Here is a 13892-nt window from a genome sequence, read left to right on the forward strand (position 1 = left end):
AAAACATTCAGCATTAGGCTATCTTAGCCCCATGCAATTTGAAATAAACTGCGCTGTTCAGTAAACATTTGTCCGCATTTTTTGGGGAATTCCACGTCTATTTTATCGCCCGTGGCGAACTAAAGCATATATAGCTATTAGAAAGAACTAATGTCAGTAACTCTCGGTCTGATTCTGCCGGTGCTAATTCTCAGGTCTTCTGGCTTTGAAAACCCCTATAAGAACTCACTGTGAGCATTTGTTATATCCATCATAGTAACTCTAATTTCAAGGTTTAATTGACCTAATTCGACTAGCAAGATTTTTAACAGACCTATGACTAATGCAGCATTTATTCCATGATGCTAAATCTCTAATATTACTTGAGATCGTAGAGCTGAGCGGGGAGAGACGCAGAGATAGTTCTAGGATTTAGTAAAAAGATTACTATGGTTTGAGAAGCCATATCGCCACATCCTTACATAGAGACTTCGACTAGGAATAGTTTTTTAACCTTCGATCAAAAGAAGCATTTGGGAAGAGGCATGGTAAGAACGTTATTCCTTTATCTTAACTGGTAGCAATTCTTGGACGAGACTTATCATTAAACTGGCCTGCTCGATATGAAACCAAACAGTCTGACTCTCGATTCCAAGAAAGGTGCAATATCGGAAATGAACACTTCTATTCAATGGCAAGGTAGTATCGATGTCAAAAACTAAGAGTCCATTCTAGGTCGATATTCAGCTTCATGTTTTTAAGAAAGCTGAGCTTCTTCTCTTAGCGTGACAAATCTCAAATAACTGATGGGTAGGGATAAAAAGGCGCGAACGCAAAAAAGCCGCTAATCAAATAAATTAGCGGCTTTTTTGATGTCTCTCAATGGTCGGGGCGACAGGGATCGAACCTGCGACCTCATGCTCCCAAAGCACGCGCGCTACCAACTGCGCTACGCCCCGTCGAGAGATTAAGCTTGTAACAGAATTTCAATTTGGTAGTCAATGGGTGATGTGAATTTTTTTGTATTTTTTGGGGTGAAGGATCATGAAGGGCGATAAAGAACTCGGTGTGTTAGTAAAAACGGCGGATGGGAGCCTGACGATTCGCAACCCTGACATAGATGAAGAGTACCACTCAACTGCCGGCGCTGCCTTCGAGTCGTTGGAACTTTATATCAGGCAGTCGTGCTGGCTCACAGCCATTGAAGAAGCCCAAGATCTCCGAGTCCTCGATGTGGGACTGGGGCTTGGCTACAATGCCCTAACCACAATTGATAGTTGGATGTCCGGTAGTGGCATATGCAATGTAGACATGGTTAGCCTAGAGGTCCAAGAATCCCTTGTTCGGCATTTGGCTAGTGGCACGGCGCCATGGATCGAGGGCTGGTCTAGCCAGTGGCTGACTTGGGCTCAATCCCTAAAAGAGCAAGGTGATGGCACCTGGGTGGCTCAGATTCACCACACATCAGGTAAAGTTTGCCATTGGACGGTGATCGTTGGTGATAGCAGCAAGATGGAACTACCTGCTAAGGGCTTTCACTTTGTTTGGCAAGATGCATTCTCTCCAAAGAAAAACCCTGAGCTTTGGTCTGCCCATTGGTTCTCCAAGCTTGCTGCAGTGTGCGACAAGAGCGTGGAGCTGTTGACTTATAGTGTGGCTCGGGTCGTGAAGGATGGGTTGACTGAGGGGGGCTGGGACTTTGAGAGAATCCCAGCTCCGGGTAAGAAAAAACACTGGCTCAAGGCTCGCCTGTCCCCCTGATCGATGGCTTGGGAGTCTCCCTATCAAGCGTGGAGACTCCTCAGTAGGCCCCTAGTACCACTTAAATAGGCGGTTTGATACCACTGTGCCCACAACCAAGTAGACGGCTAGGACTCCAAGCTCAAATCCAACTTGGGCCAGTCCTTGCCCCTCCAATGCAATCTTGCGCAGGGCATCGTTGAGAGCGGTTAGGGGGAGAAAGTCGATAATTGTTTGGAAGCTCTCAGGGAAGTTGTTCTTAGAAAAGAAGACTCCCGAAAGCATCATCATAGGCAAGGTAATAAGGTTCACCACACCACCAATGGTGGGAATGCTCTTGGTTCGTGCTGCACAGGTGAGAGAGATGGCGGTGAATGCCCCGGCTCCCAGTATGGCGACGAATAAATAAGACCCTAGGTTGCCAAAGACCTTGAAATCGAACAGCAGAAAACCGCAAATCATCACGGCAGAGAACTCAAACGCCAGCACCATATACCGGCCAAAGATATGAGAAACAACATATTCCCAGGGGCGCATAGGAGTCGCGATATATCGCTTGAGAAGGTTCTCCTTGCGGTTAGAAACAATCGTCATGCCCACCCCAAAAAGGCTGGAGGTCATGATACTTAAGCCTAGGAGGCCGGGTATCAGAAAATCAACATAGCGACTCCCCTTGGCGATGATCTCCTCGTTGGCAGCGGGCAAGGGGTCGGTGCGTCCGGCTTTTTGCTGGACGATATTGTTGACGAAGTCCCTGGCTCGTTGAGCTTCGGGGTTGCGAGGATCGAATTGATAGACAACCTGCTGGCCATCCCATTTGGCGATCAGTGACACGTCACCTCGTTTGATCAAGGTCATAAGAGTCGCTTCATCAAACATCTTGAGGCGCACCTGAGGGTGATCGGCAATAGCCTGTCGGTACTCTTCGCCGCTTTCAGATTGGGAGTTGGTAGACCAACCCACACCATAGACTTCAGGTTTAGGCTCTGAAAATGCAAAGCCTAGAGCTACCATCCAGAGAATGGGCATGAACATGACCCAGAAAAATGCCGAAGGTTCCCGGCGAAACTCCCGCCACCGGCATTTAATTTGTTCTTTGAGGCTAGGGCTAAGCATCGCGAATGCTCCTTCCAGTGAGGGTTAAGAATACATCTTCAAGAGTCGAACGGCGCATTTCAATGCCAGCTAGTTTTAGTGAAAGTTTGCTTGTGGCTTGGGTCAAATCGTGGATGGCCGATACCAGATTTTGAGCGATAAACTCATAGCGGTTTTGCACCTTCTTGACCTGTTTAAACCAAGCAAGGTTTTCTTCAAGAAGGTTTTCATGCCGGGCATCGGTATCCTCGAAAGAAAAGCTCAGCACCTGCTCACCACAGTATTGTCTGATCAGCTCTTCGGGGCTACCCTCGGTGATAATCTTGCCGTGATCGACAATGGCCACGCGATCAGCCAGGTATTCTGCCTCGTCCATATAGTGGGTCGTAAGCAAAATACCACGGCCCTTACCCTTTTCCTTATCTAACAAGTCCCAGATCATGCGACGGGATTGTGGGTCTAGCCCCGTGGTCGGCTCATCTAGAAATAGTAGCTCCGGCTCGTTCACCAGAGCACAGGCCAGAAAAGCCCGTTGTTTCTGGCCACCGGAAAGCTCTTCCAATCTAGCGTTTTGCTTATCCTCTAATTGGACAATCTGAATCGCTTGTTGAACGTCGAGGCCCTGCTTAAAAAAGCTTCGAAACAAGCTTAAGGTTTCCTTGACGGTGAGCTTTTTATAGAGGTTGGTTTCTTGCAACATGACGCCCACCCGTTGCATCAAGTCTCGTTTCGAGCGCGGGGTCATATCTTGGCCAAACAACTTTACCGTTCCAGAGTCGGGAGACTGAAGGCCTTCCAATATCTCTACAGTTGTCGTCTTGCCGGCACCATTGGGACCAAGAAGGGCGAGACACTCGCCAGGAGCAACATGAAGTGATATATCATCAACCGCCGTGAGGGTCTGAAATTTCTTTTTTATATGGAGTGCTTCCAGTAGAGGTTTCATCCTAAGTCCTCAAGTGATAAAACCCCATTCTAGCGGGGCTTGTAGCAGTTTTCAACGGCCGGTATCAGCACTTTTTCCAGAACCGAGAAAATTGACGTGCCTAAGGAAATTGCCTAATATTCAGTGTTAAGGAGATCCGCCCATGGAACAAATATATGACATAGCAATAGTTGGCGCAGGCTTGGCTGGCTCCTTAATGGCGTCTCGCCTTCACGAAGATCATCCCGAGTGGCAGATCTTGCTTCTTGAAAAAGAGCCCGCCCCAGGAGGGCGACTGCGAGCCACCGACCGCAAAAAAGGTCTTTGGTCTTACGGCTTGAATGCTGTTAGTCAGGAGCTTTATGAGTTTATTGACCATTCTCTGCGGATGAATCCAGAAACTCCCGATCTTGATGATTTGCTCGCCCATCATCGCAAATCCCTAGGCGTCCTAGCTGCAAATAAGATCAGTACCACCCCCTTGGCGGAATCTTTTTCAGAAAGTGGAGCCAGGGCGATCGCTGGTGCCGCAGCAGCCCGTGACTGGACGCTAATCGATGAACTGGCGAGTCGCGTCAAGGATGGCAAGAAGGGTGAGCAGGCCTTTGCTAGCAGCTGGAAGGGAACTCGAAAAAATCCATCTGCCATCGCCTTGGAGCACCTATCTCGTCTTTATGGAATTCCGGATGTGTGGTCGACCGCTGCGAAGGATGTGGTTGGCAAGGTGGATGAGTTCCATAAAACAGCAACGATTGGTCATTGGGAAAGGGTCTGTGAAGAGTTTCTACAAAAAGGTTTGAATGCAGAAGCCATCGACTTTCGCACCCAATGCCGGATAGCTGATGCCAGTTTTAATGAGGATCAGTGGCAGCTTACGAGCACGCAAGGTTCGTTTGTAAGCAAGCGCCTGGTGGTGGCTCAGAATCCTTGGGATGCAATTCAGTGGCTGCCAAAGCAACTCTGGCCCTCGAAATTGGTATCGGTGCCGTCTAAGGCCAAGCCAGTGAGTGTGGTGTTGCTCACCGATGAAATTGAAACCAAAGCCGACTTGCCAGATGTTATCATTGTGCCTGCTGAGGGCGTTCAGATTTTTGTTGATGATTCGTCGATCACGATGCAAGCCACGTTGAGTTTTGAACTAACCCTGAGTGCTCCTGAAGTTGTAAAGGCTGTGAAACGCCTGAGGCGAGCTCGTAAAAAACTTCTAGCGGCTGTACCCGAGCTTAAAGTTGATGGCGATCACATCGCGCTCCTGCCGGTGGCATGGAGCCAGCCCCTAGCGCCTAGTGAGCGAAAAATGATGGCTAAGCTGCAAGACTACGGCTTCCAGGGAGACCAGCTCGTATTCTGTGGTGATGCCTACGGACCTCACCTGCAAGGGGATCAGAATCTGATTGAGTCAGCCATTAAGGCATGCGAGGCCCTCTCCTAGGTTGCAGAAATCTGCAGCCTTCTCAATTCCCAATTGACCTTCATCGTAAAAAGCACTATGGAGTCCCTGCAATCTGCATCACGATGGGGAGCTTTTCTTTCTTGAAGCATTCGATATCACTTCGAACAAGCTTAGCCAAAAAAGGCATGATATCCCGCTGCGCGCTCCCACCCACGATACCAAAGACTTTTTCAACCCTATATATCAATCTCTTATGAGGACTTAGCCATGTCTGCCAAGGTCATTGACGGAAAAGCGATCGCTCAAAATATTCGGCTCTCTATTAAGGAGCAGATCGAAAAGATTCGAGAGGATGGCAAGCGGGCCCCGTGTTTAGCGGTCATTCTAGTGGGGAACGATCCTGCTAGTGAAGTGTACGTGGGTCACAAGAAAAAAGCCTGTGCTTCCATTGGCATTGAAAGTCGTTCCCTTGAATTACCGGGCGACATTAGCCAAGACGAGCTATCGAAGCATGTGAAGGCTTTGAATGATGATCCCGCGATTGATGGGATCTTGCTCCAGTTGCCGTTGCCAAAGCACCTGATCCCCGAAATTGCGATCGATCTCATCGATCCTGATAAGGATGTGGATGGCTTAACAGCTATGAACCAGGGGCTTTTAGTATGGAAGCGGCCTGGGCTGGTATCTTGCACACCTGCTGGAGTTATGGAGTTGATTCGCTCAACCGGAGTTAAGGTGGAAGGTGCACGGGCGGTGGTCATGGGGCGCAGCGTCCTAGTTGGGGCTCCCATTGCTACGATGCTTTGTAACGCCGGTGCGACGGTTAACTGTCTCAATTCAAAAACGGTCAATGGCCCTGAGCTGACCCGGCAGGCAGATATTCTAGTAGTGGCAACGGGTGTTCATAGATTGGTAAGAGGCGATCATATTAAGCCAGGCGCGGTCGTTATCGACGTTGGGATGCATCGTCATGATGGGAAGCTATCCGGGGATGTCGTTTATGATGAAGCGAAGGACGTCGCTGGCCACATCACCCCCGTTCCCGGTGGTGTGGGGCCTATGACAATTGCTATGTTGATGCGCAATTGCTTGACGGCTTATTCTAAAAACAATCTTTAATTATACCAAGCGGCGACAGCCGCTTACTTCTTTTCTTCCTCGTGAAGGCAGACAATCAGTTCCGGCTTCAAGGCCTTGACCTTGTAACAGTTCTCTTGACCAAGAAGATACCACTTGCCGTCATTGAGGGTGGCAATCCCTACTTTACCGAGAGACAAAACTCTTTGTAAACCTGGGCTCACGTGGATCACCTGGATCTTAGTGCTATTGGGATCGCGAAAATAATAGGGCACACGGCCACCAGTTTCCGCTTCTCCCTCGGAGTATACAATCGAGGTCGCCTGATAGCTTTTTTGATACTCCACCAGTTCAAGGTTACGCTGGCGATCAAGCTCTTTTTGTCTTTGCTGATCCTCTTCGATTTTCTTTTGAATATCGTCTTTTTGCAAAACTTCGGCGTCAGTCTCGCCCTTCGCCTTGGCTTTTTGCTTCTTATGTTGATTCTTCTTTGCGGCTCGTGCAGCCTTTTTGGCCTGCTGCTTGCTGGCGAGGCCTGATTTCAATAACTGATCTCTTAGACTCATTTACATTCCCCCCAATCCAAAACCCTACCATGTATAGCATTGCTCAAAACATTGATGAAAGGGTATTTTTTACTAGGGATTATTGCCAGTTAATGGAGTATCGCGCTTCGCGAAGACAAGTACAGCCAAGGATTTTTGCGGGGTTGTCTGAGTCGCGAGGGAAAAGTGGGTGGCTCGGGGACTCATCAGCAGGGATCGATGGCGGGGAGAATTCCATAAGAGCCAGGCCATATCATTGGTGGAGCGGGCTTGCACGCGATTCTCACCCAGAAACTTGATCTGATTTTTCTTAAGGAAGGTTTTCTCTCGTTTGATAAGCCTTCGATCGTGGCTTACGGTCATCTTCTGGCTCAGTCGCTCTCCCGTTTCTTGAAGCGCATCGAGCTGGTCGCTAAGGGGTGGCAAGCCCTCTCGAATACGAATCTCATTGACCCAGGCTTTGAGGGATGAGGGGCTTTCTTGGATCAGGTTTCTAGCAGGAAGGACTGGCTTCATATTGTGAACAGGATATAGCGCCCATAGCTCGGGCCCACGGTATTTATTCTTGGGCTTACAGGTAACCGACAGTGTTCCTGGTGGTAAAAACTTTGGCTCGATAGTTAGCGTGGGGCTGATGGCTTCATGTTGAGGCCATCGGTAGAGGGCTCTTGTGTCGCCGCCATAGGTGGCTGCAAAGTCGATCCGAACGGCACGGCAAGCTTCGGTGAGAGGTGTGAGTTTTATCTGCACAGAATGGTCAATGGTTTCCATAAGGGGTTGAGGTGCGGGAGTTGTGATCACCCAAGCCACTCGATTCGGGCAGATTCCAAACGCATAACCCTTGTGCCCAGAGCGGGTGGCAATCTTCTGGGCTGCTTGGGACAGCTGCTTGATACTTACAGACACATTGGTTTTAGGGCTCACACTTTGTATCTCAAGAGAGGTATCAAATAAATCCGCTTGCCAGATCGCTTGACGATCAGGGATCTGCTGTTTCGGGCAGAATGTTTGGTTCATAAACTGTTGAAGTTCGGGGCGTAGGTGAATATCTGGGGCTGCAATAGCTAAAGAATGGGAAAGAAGGAGCAGTGCTCCTCCTGCAATAATGTTAAGAGTATTCTTTTTCCATGAGCTTGAAGATTGTTTGTAGCTGCATGTTAGACGTGCCTTCATACAGCTTGCCAATCTTGGCATCGCGGTAGAATTTTTCTGCTGGGAATTCTTTGATGAACCCATAACCACCATAAATCTCTAGGCCTTGAGACGCGATTTTTTCGGCAATTTCCGACACATAATACTTAGCGATCGCAGCTTCTCTGATAAACGGTTTGCCGGCATCTTTTAGTCTTGCGGCGTTGTATACGGAAAGTTTGGCTGTTTCCAGCATCACTTCCATTTGTGCCAATTGGAACTGAATCCCTTGGAAGCCTTTGAGAGGTGATCCGAACTGTTCCCGTTCACCGGCATACTTCATTGCTCCCGCTAGAGCACCACCTGCGAGTCCAAGCATTTGCGATGCGATGCCGATACGACCTTCATTCAAGGTTTCGATCGCAATTTTATAGCCTTTACCAATTTCGCCAACGACTGCATCTTTAGGTATTTTAACATTATCAAAGATAACTTCACAGGTGGAAGAAGCGCGAATGCCGAGCTTAACTTCCTTCTTGCCGAGGCTTAATCCAGGGTTATCCTTTTCAACAACAAACGCGGTGATGCCTTTGTAGCCTTTTTCTGGGTCTAGGTTTGCGAAGACCACAAAAATTTCAGCTTCTTTGGCGTTGGTGATAAAGATCTTTTTGCCATCGATACGGTAGTGGTCGCCTTCATCATAGGCTCTTGTTTTCAAAGCGAAGGCATCAGAGCCTGAGTTGGGTTCAGTAAGGCAGTAGCAACCGACCTTACTTGTGCAAAGCTCCTTCAGATACTTTTGTTTTTGATCCTCCGTGCCCCAGTTGAGGAAGATGTTATTCACCAAAGTATTCTGGACATCGACCATCACAGAAACGGATGGATCAACTTTAGCGAGAGCTTCAATGGCGAGAACAGCCAGGGTAAAGCTGGTGCCCGAGCCGCCGTATTGTTCAGGGACTTCGATGCCCATAAGGCCCATTTCAAAGCACTGTTTGATGATTGCGGGGTCCATCAGCTCGGCCTCGTCCATTTCTAGGACTTTAGGGCCGATTTGGCTTTTAGCGAATTTTTCGACTTCGTCGACGAACATCTTTTCATCGTCGGTGAGAAGTGTGACTGGTGTTACCATATTGGCTCCCCATGTTTCTATTGATCGATTTTATGACACATGTCCGGTCGTTGTTTTAACCTGGCTGCTGTTTTTTTTCAGCAAAATTGGTGACGATGCCTGGCTAAGAGGCATAGCTCTCAATGCCAATTTAGATGCGGTGGATTCCAAATGCCTTATTTTTTTTAAAGAATCTTTGATTCTTCGAACTTTACCGGGATCAAATTGCGGCCGAGCCAAGCGATCGTTATGCTCCATCAATGCGCGGCATTCGTCCATAATGGATTGCGACTTGCGATTGAAGTCTCGGCTAAGGATTTTTAGCTGGGTGGCTTCCTGAATTTTTGGGTTCGCCTTGAATGCAATGCCGAAAATGAGCTTTTCGATCTCACCGAGAATAGGGTTTCTCTGGGCTTTAACAGCTCCGATACCCCACTGTTTTTGTAGTGAGTGGCCAGCGAGAAAGTTTTGCTCTTCCGTTTGTAGTTGGTCGTAGGTGAGTCTTAGCTCTTTCTCAGCTTGTCGTAATTGAAAGTTCTTCTTATGAAGGTAGCCTTCCATCTGTTTGAGGGATCGGTAGCGCTCGCTTAGAGTTTCAAGTTCAAGGTCATCGATAAGATAGGATTTGCTTTCAGTGCCGTCGCCGAGGAAACGAATTTTGAAAAGTTGAATCCACATGTACTGCCGAAGGTATGCTTCGTAGTGGTTGAGTAGCGATTGGCCTTGATTCGAAAGCTCGCTGGCCCAGTACACTAAAGCTTTGGCCTTTTTTGGCTCTTGAGGCATGCTTTCGCCGAGCCGCTTATACCTTGTCTGGAGTCGATCGACATAGTCTTGAACTTGATGGACAATTCTATATTTTTTTGCAACCTGGCCAATAAAAGTTTGTGCTCTGACATTGATTTTCCCTTCCACGGCTTTGATATCTTGGCAAATATCTTGAAATTCAATGTCCCAAAGATCAATCTCCATCGGCAACTCCTTGCTTGGCAAGGTGGTCCCACTGGGCGTATTTTTTAACGTAGGAATGAACATAGACACTAGCTAAGGTGAGGCGCTCCTTCGATCGATTGAGTTGGTCGATACCATAGATTTCCATGTGACTATTCAGTTCTCGAAGGGAGGAAAACTCAGGTGGTGGCTCAGGAACCTTTCGCCTGATATTGGACCGGGCTTCTTGGAGCCAGTTTTTCATATAGTGAATTTCCTGTTTTTTCTGGCTAATCTTTCGCTCTAAGCTTGATATTTTACGGCGCAGGGTGTCTGCACCATGAAAGGCATCCGATATCTGGCGAGTTAACGATGCTTTGGAGTTAAAGCTTGGCCCCAAAGTTATCTGGGCGAGCTTTTTAAGAAGCTTTCTCTGGAGCTGAATATCCAAGTGAACCTTGCGAGTCTCGTCCTTCAGTTTGTTGCGATAGCTACGAATCCGAGCAAGGCGAAATACCCCTTTAAAGCGGGCTTTACCAGCGACTGCATCCTCGACCCAAGGAGCCATCTTTGCAATGTTTTGATACATATCTCGGGCGGTCATGAAGCGGCCGTTGAAGTAGTCCTCAACAGCACCAGCCTCCAGAGGGGCAAGGCTTTCAAATTGAGGAAATCCCAGCCCTATGGCATCTGATGATATCTTTGATTCATACTCCAGCTGCTGCTTCATAGCTCGGATTTTTTGCTTCTGATTTTTAATAGCCGCAGCGCGACGATTGAATTGCTCGCGGCTAATTTTTTTGAAGGACCGAAGCTCTTGTAGGGAGATTTCCAACGCGCTGATCTGCTGCCATATATGATCGAGTTTGCGTCCCAAGCTGCGATGCTCTTTTTTTGCCTCGCTAATTGTCATGAGCACGACCTAAGAATAGGGTCTTCGGGATTCGATATTCTTTTCCTCGATTTTCTCATGGTAAGCTTGTACTTGTCTAGGCAAGGGCTAGGCAATTATGTATGATGCGTCGGCGGTCGCCAGGCCACTGCAAACGCAGCTTCCCGTGATCCAAGAAGGGCTCTGGCCGGGACGGAACCCAATGAAAAGAGGAGATCGATCAAGATATGACCACAAAACCTATGATAGAAGCGGCATTCGGACGGCCAACAAAGCGTAAGCCCATCTGGTTCTTGCGGCAGGCAGGTCGCTACCTTCCTGAGTATCGCGAGGTCCGCAAAAATGTCGAGTTTACCGAACTCTGCAAGACTCCGAAACTGGCTGCTGAGGTCACCCTGCAGCCGTTACGGCGATATGATCTGGATGCCTCCATTATCTTTTCCGATATATTGGTGCCATGCATGCCAATGGGCCAAGAGCTCACTTTTGGCAAGGGCCATGGCCCTCAATTGAATCCTCCCATCCAGTCGGGAGCAGCACTGGCCAAGCTCAAAAAGCCAGATGCTGAAAAAGACCTAGGCTATGTAGGCGAGGCCTTGCAGCTGGTGAAGGATCAGCTTCAGGATCACCAGACGATGATCGGCTTTGCAGGGGCGCCTTTCACAGTAGCGAGCTACATGATCGAGGGTGCTGGCTCGAAAACATACACCGAGTTGAAAAGATTGAGGTACCAAGAGCCGGAGGCGTTCAAAGGGCTTTTAGACCTGCTTGTAGAGACTACTATTGATTACTTGATCATGCAGGTCAATGCTGGTGCCGATTGCCTGATGTTGTTTGATACATGGGCCAATCAAATGACGGCCGTTGATTACAAAGACTTGGTCTTTCCCGCTGTTAATAAGGTGATTCGAGAGGTCAAAGACCGTTGCGATGTGCCTCTGATCTACTATCCGGGGCAGGGCACAGATCTATACTTCGAGCTGCAGGGATATGCTGGAGACGTGATTGCTGTGGACTGGCGGACGAGACTGTCTCGGGCTATTAGTTTTCTTGATAATGTGGGCCTTGATGTGAGCGTTCAAGGGAATCTCGATCCTCAGGTGCTCATCGCATCGGAAGATGTTGTTAGGGAACACACGCGACAAGTCTTGCAAGAGGCTGGTAAAGCTCGCGGACACATATTTAATGTTGGGCATGGACTTCAGCCCCACTTAAACCCCGAAGCGGTCAATTGGGTGATCGACGAGGTTCGAAAGTCCGAGAAGTCCTAAGTAGAGAACACAATGAGCGAACATTTATACACCTATGATGACCCTCCTTCACAACGAGATTTGGACAAAGCTTGTGCGGTCTTGGAGAAGGGTGGGGTCATCGGGGCTCCCATGGGGCCTAACTGGTCATTTTGCTGTGATGCAGCGAACCGCAAAGCCTTGGATCGTATCCGAAGGCTGAAGCCATCCCACCCCAAAGACCGACCTTTTGCGTTAGTTTGTAGCGATATGGCTATGGCATCCACGGTCGGCAATATCGATCATCAGCTTTATCGCTATCTAAAAAAGGCTTGGCCAGGCCCGTTCACGGTCATTGTCAAACGCAACCGCTCTTTACCCCGGCAGATCAAGGACAAGCGGCAGGTGGTAGGGATACGAATACCTAAATGTGACATGATATTGGCCCTTGTAAGTCAGTTTGGAAGGCCGCTGGCTTCCAGCTCAATCCCCGACCAAGCGGATGGCGCGAAGCTCGGGATGGGGTATCAGATTTTCGATACTTACGGTCACGGGCTTGACTTATTGCTGGATCTAGGCGAGGAGTTGCCTTGTTTGGAATCGACAGTTATCGATTTTAGCGAGGGCTTTCCGGTGCTAGTCCGGGAAGGCGAGGGAGACCCATCGTTGTTTGGTGAACTTGCTGAGCCAGAAGACTAGAGCCCAGTTTGAGCGATTATTTCGAGAATAGCGCGGAGACTTTGTTTTCGAGAGTCTCTCAATTAAGGCAATGACCTGATGACACATAAAATTGTCCATGAAGACTTTCCGTCTATTGACTACCTGCGGGCGCTGGAACGTCAGCACGAGCTTCATCAAATGGTGCTTGCGCAAGATATTGATGCAGCTTTCATGACCCTTCAGCATCCCCCGGTGCTGACTCTTGGCAAGCATGCAAGCTCTGAGAATTTTCTAAGAGATCGCCAGGCCATTGCCAAAGAGGGTGTGGCAATTGTAGAGACGGATCGCGGCGGTGAAGTCACAGCTCACATGCCGGGGCAGTTGGTTGTCTATCCCATCGTTCCATTGAAAGCATTTGGATTGGGGCCCAGGGCATTGGTTGATGATGTGCTCCTAGGATCTGTGATCAGGACTCTGAGAGCTTATGGAATTGAAGGTCGTCTTGATTGTGACAACCCAGGGGTTTGGGTAGAGGATCGGAAAATCTGTGCCGTTGGCGTTAGGATTAGCCGACGAGTTTCTACCCATGGAATCGCATTAAATGTTGATAATGACATGTCACTGTTCGATTGGATCATTCCCTGTGGAATTTCTAATAAAGGAGTCACATCCATGAGCTTGGAAAAGAAGCAAGCTGTGTCTCTTAACGAGGTCCAACAGGACTTATTGTCAAACATCTACGAAAGTCTTGGTATAACAACCTCTGAGGCTTGAAATGCTCAGATGAACTTCGTATGATCATCCTGTTATCTTATCTGACTCTGGAGGAGCTATATGGACGTTGTTGAGTCCACAGATTTTCGTTCACCTACACCTGGTCCTGCTGAAACTGGGGAACCACAAAACGGCCAACTTCTGAGTTGTTGTAAGCACACTATTGATATGCATGCTGCATACAATTCAATGATGGTATGCTCTGATTGTAAGCAAATTATAAAATGTTTTGATGATGAGAAGGCTTTTAAAAATTATCAACGGTTCTGTGCGTCACGTCATAGAAAGATTCTAGCCACAGAGCATAGCGATCGATTTGTTGTAGTATTCAGCTCCTACGACACGTACTCTACCTAATCAGCATGCATCGACGCCTCGTGGCTCATATAGGATAAAATCACTGTGATCCTG

Annotated in this window: 13 protein-coding genes and 1 tRNA gene; 6 read left to right on the top strand and 8 right to left on the bottom strand. The window is 48.4% G+C overall.

Annotation, left to right across the window (positions count from 1 at the left end; all coding sequences use genetic code 11):
• Nucleotides 1-862: 862 nt before the first annotated feature.
• Nucleotides 863-938 (bottom strand) — tRNA-Pro (locus tag B9N89_RS17585).
• A gap of 85 nt (nucleotides 939-1023) precedes the next feature.
• Here B9N89_RS17585 and B9N89_RS17590 point away from each other — a divergent pair.
• A complete protein-coding gene (locus B9N89_RS17590) occupies nucleotides 1024-1740 on the top strand; it encodes an MnmC family methyltransferase (protein ID WP_132321602.1) in 717 nt (238 codons plus the stop codon).
• A gap of 51 nt (nucleotides 1741-1791) precedes the next feature.
• Here B9N89_RS17590 and B9N89_RS17595 read toward each other — a convergent pair whose 3' ends face one another.
• Nucleotides 1792-2835: an ABC transporter permease gene (locus B9N89_RS17595; RefSeq protein WP_132321600.1), complete on the bottom strand. Its 1044-nt coding sequence runs from the start codon at nucleotides 2833-2835 to the stop codon at nucleotides 1792-1794.
• Complete coding sequence (locus B9N89_RS17600; protein ID WP_132321598.1) at nucleotides 2828-3760, bottom strand: ABC transporter ATP-binding protein; 933 nt, start codon at nucleotides 3758-3760, stop codon at nucleotides 2828-2830. The genes B9N89_RS17595 and B9N89_RS17600 overlap by 8 nt, the downstream gene beginning before the upstream one ends.
• A gap of 142 nt (nucleotides 3761-3902) precedes the next feature.
• Between B9N89_RS17600 and B9N89_RS17605 the strand changes: the two genes are divergently transcribed.
• Nucleotides 3903-5171, top strand: coding sequence for an FAD-dependent oxidoreductase (locus B9N89_RS17605; RefSeq protein ID WP_132321596.1), 1269 nt, complete (start codon nucleotides 3903-3905; stop codon nucleotides 5169-5171).
• 228 nt (nucleotides 5172-5399) lie between these two features.
• Entirely contained in the window at nucleotides 5400-6251 is an 852-nt protein-coding gene (gene folD, locus B9N89_RS17610; protein WP_132321594.1) for a bifunctional methylenetetrahydrofolate dehydrogenase/methenyltetrahydrofolate cyclohydrolase FolD, read from the top strand.
• A gap of 23 nt (nucleotides 6252-6274) precedes the next feature.
• Here the strand turns inward: folD and B9N89_RS17615 are convergent, their stop codons facing one another.
• From B9N89_RS17615 to B9N89_RS17635, 5 genes are all read right to left on the bottom strand, one after another.
• Nucleotides 6275-6775 carry a DUF2058 family protein gene (locus B9N89_RS17615; RefSeq protein WP_132321592.1) on the bottom strand — a complete coding sequence of 167 codons (501 nt, stop codon included), beginning with the start codon at nucleotides 6773-6775 and terminating at the stop codon, nucleotides 6275-6277.
• A gap of 72 nt (nucleotides 6776-6847) precedes the next feature.
• A complete protein-coding gene (locus tag B9N89_RS17620) occupies nucleotides 6848-7927 on the bottom strand; it encodes a CAP domain-containing protein (RefSeq protein ID WP_132321590.1) in 1080 nt (359 codons plus the stop codon).
• On the bottom strand, nucleotides 7863-9017 hold the full coding sequence (locus B9N89_RS17625) for an acyl-CoA dehydrogenase family protein (RefSeq protein WP_132321588.1): 1155 nt from the start codon (nucleotides 9015-9017) through the stop codon (nucleotides 7863-7865). The genes B9N89_RS17620 and B9N89_RS17625 overlap by 65 nt, the downstream gene beginning before the upstream one ends.
• Before the next feature lie 30 nt (nucleotides 9018-9047).
• Nucleotides 9048-9968 carry a hypothetical protein gene (locus B9N89_RS17630; RefSeq protein WP_132321586.1) on the bottom strand — a complete coding sequence of 307 codons (921 nt, stop codon included), beginning with the start codon at nucleotides 9966-9968 and terminating at the stop codon, nucleotides 9048-9050.
• Entirely contained in the window at nucleotides 9958-10839 is an 882-nt protein-coding gene (locus tag B9N89_RS17635; protein WP_132321584.1) for a hypothetical protein, read from the bottom strand. The genes B9N89_RS17630 and B9N89_RS17635 overlap by 11 nt, the downstream gene beginning before the upstream one ends.
• Nucleotides 10840-11045: 206 nt before the next feature.
• Here B9N89_RS17635 and hemE point away from each other — a divergent pair, with 206 nt between their 5' ends.
• The 3 genes from hemE to lipB all read left to right on the top strand — a co-directional run bounded on the left by hemE (nucleotide 11046) and on the right by lipB (nucleotide 13481).
• Complete coding sequence (gene hemE, locus B9N89_RS17640; RefSeq protein ID WP_132321582.1) at nucleotides 11046-12089, top strand: uroporphyrinogen decarboxylase; 1044 nt, start codon at nucleotides 11046-11048, stop codon at nucleotides 12087-12089.
• A 12-nt stretch (nucleotides 12090-12101) separates the two neighbouring features.
• Entirely contained in the window at nucleotides 12102-12746 is a 645-nt protein-coding gene (locus B9N89_RS17645; protein ID WP_132321580.1) for an L-threonylcarbamoyladenylate synthase, read from the top strand.
• A 78-nt stretch (nucleotides 12747-12824) separates the two neighbouring features.
• Nucleotides 12825-13481, top strand: a complete 657-nt coding sequence (gene lipB / locus B9N89_RS17650; protein WP_132321578.1) for a lipoyl(octanoyl) transferase LipB — start codon at nucleotides 12825-12827, stop codon at nucleotides 13479-13481.
• The last annotated feature ends 411 nt before the right edge of the window (nucleotides 13482-13892 follow it).

The sequence above is a fragment of the Pseudobacteriovorax antillogorgiicola genome, assembly GCF_900177345.1.
GTDB classification, from domain to species: domain Bacteria; phylum Bdellovibrionota_B; class Oligoflexia; order Oligoflexales; family Oligoflexaceae; genus Pseudobacteriovorax; species Pseudobacteriovorax antillogorgiicola.

Bases quoted from the DNA above. Each gene is read 5' to 3' on its own strand.
- B9N89_RS17590 (WP_132321602.1), top strand. From the start codon at position 1,024: ATGAAGGGCGATAAAGAACTCGGTGTGTTAGTAAAAACGGCGGATGGG.
- B9N89_RS17595 (WP_132321600.1), bottom strand. From the start codon at position 2,835: ATGCTTAGCCCTAGCCTCAAAGAACAAATTAAATGCCGGTGGCGGGAG.
- B9N89_RS17600 (WP_132321598.1), bottom strand. From the start codon at position 3,760: ATGAAACCTCTACTGGAAGCACTCCATATAAAAAAGAAATTTCAGACC.
- B9N89_RS17605 (WP_132321596.1), top strand. From the start codon at position 3,903: ATGGAACAAATATATGACATAGCAATAGTTGGCGCAGGCTTGGCTGGC.
- folD (WP_132321594.1), top strand. From the start codon at position 5,400: ATGTCTGCCAAGGTCATTGACGGAAAAGCGATCGCTCAAAATATTCGG.
- B9N89_RS17615 (WP_132321592.1), bottom strand. From the start codon at position 6,775: ATGAGTCTAAGAGATCAGTTATTGAAATCAGGCCTCGCCAGCAAGCAG.
- B9N89_RS17620 (WP_132321590.1), bottom strand. From the start codon at position 7,927: ATGAAGGCACGTCTAACATGCAGCTACAAACAATCTTCAAGCTCATGG.
- B9N89_RS17625 (WP_132321588.1), bottom strand. From the start codon at position 9,017: ATGGTAACACCAGTCACACTTCTCACCGACGATGAAAAGATGTTCGTC.
- B9N89_RS17630 (WP_132321586.1), bottom strand. From the start codon at position 9,968: ATGGAGATTGATCTTTGGGACATTGAATTTCAAGATATTTGCCAAGAT.
- B9N89_RS17635 (WP_132321584.1), bottom strand. From the start codon at position 10,839: ATGACAATTAGCGAGGCAAAAAAAGAGCATCGCAGCTTGGGACGCAAA.
- hemE (WP_132321582.1), top strand. From the start codon at position 11,046: ATGACCACAAAACCTATGATAGAAGCGGCATTCGGACGGCCAACAAAG.
- B9N89_RS17645 (WP_132321580.1), top strand. From the start codon at position 12,102: ATGAGCGAACATTTATACACCTATGATGACCCTCCTTCACAACGAGAT.
- lipB (WP_132321578.1), top strand. From the start codon at position 12,825: ATGACACATAAAATTGTCCATGAAGACTTTCCGTCTATTGACTACCTG.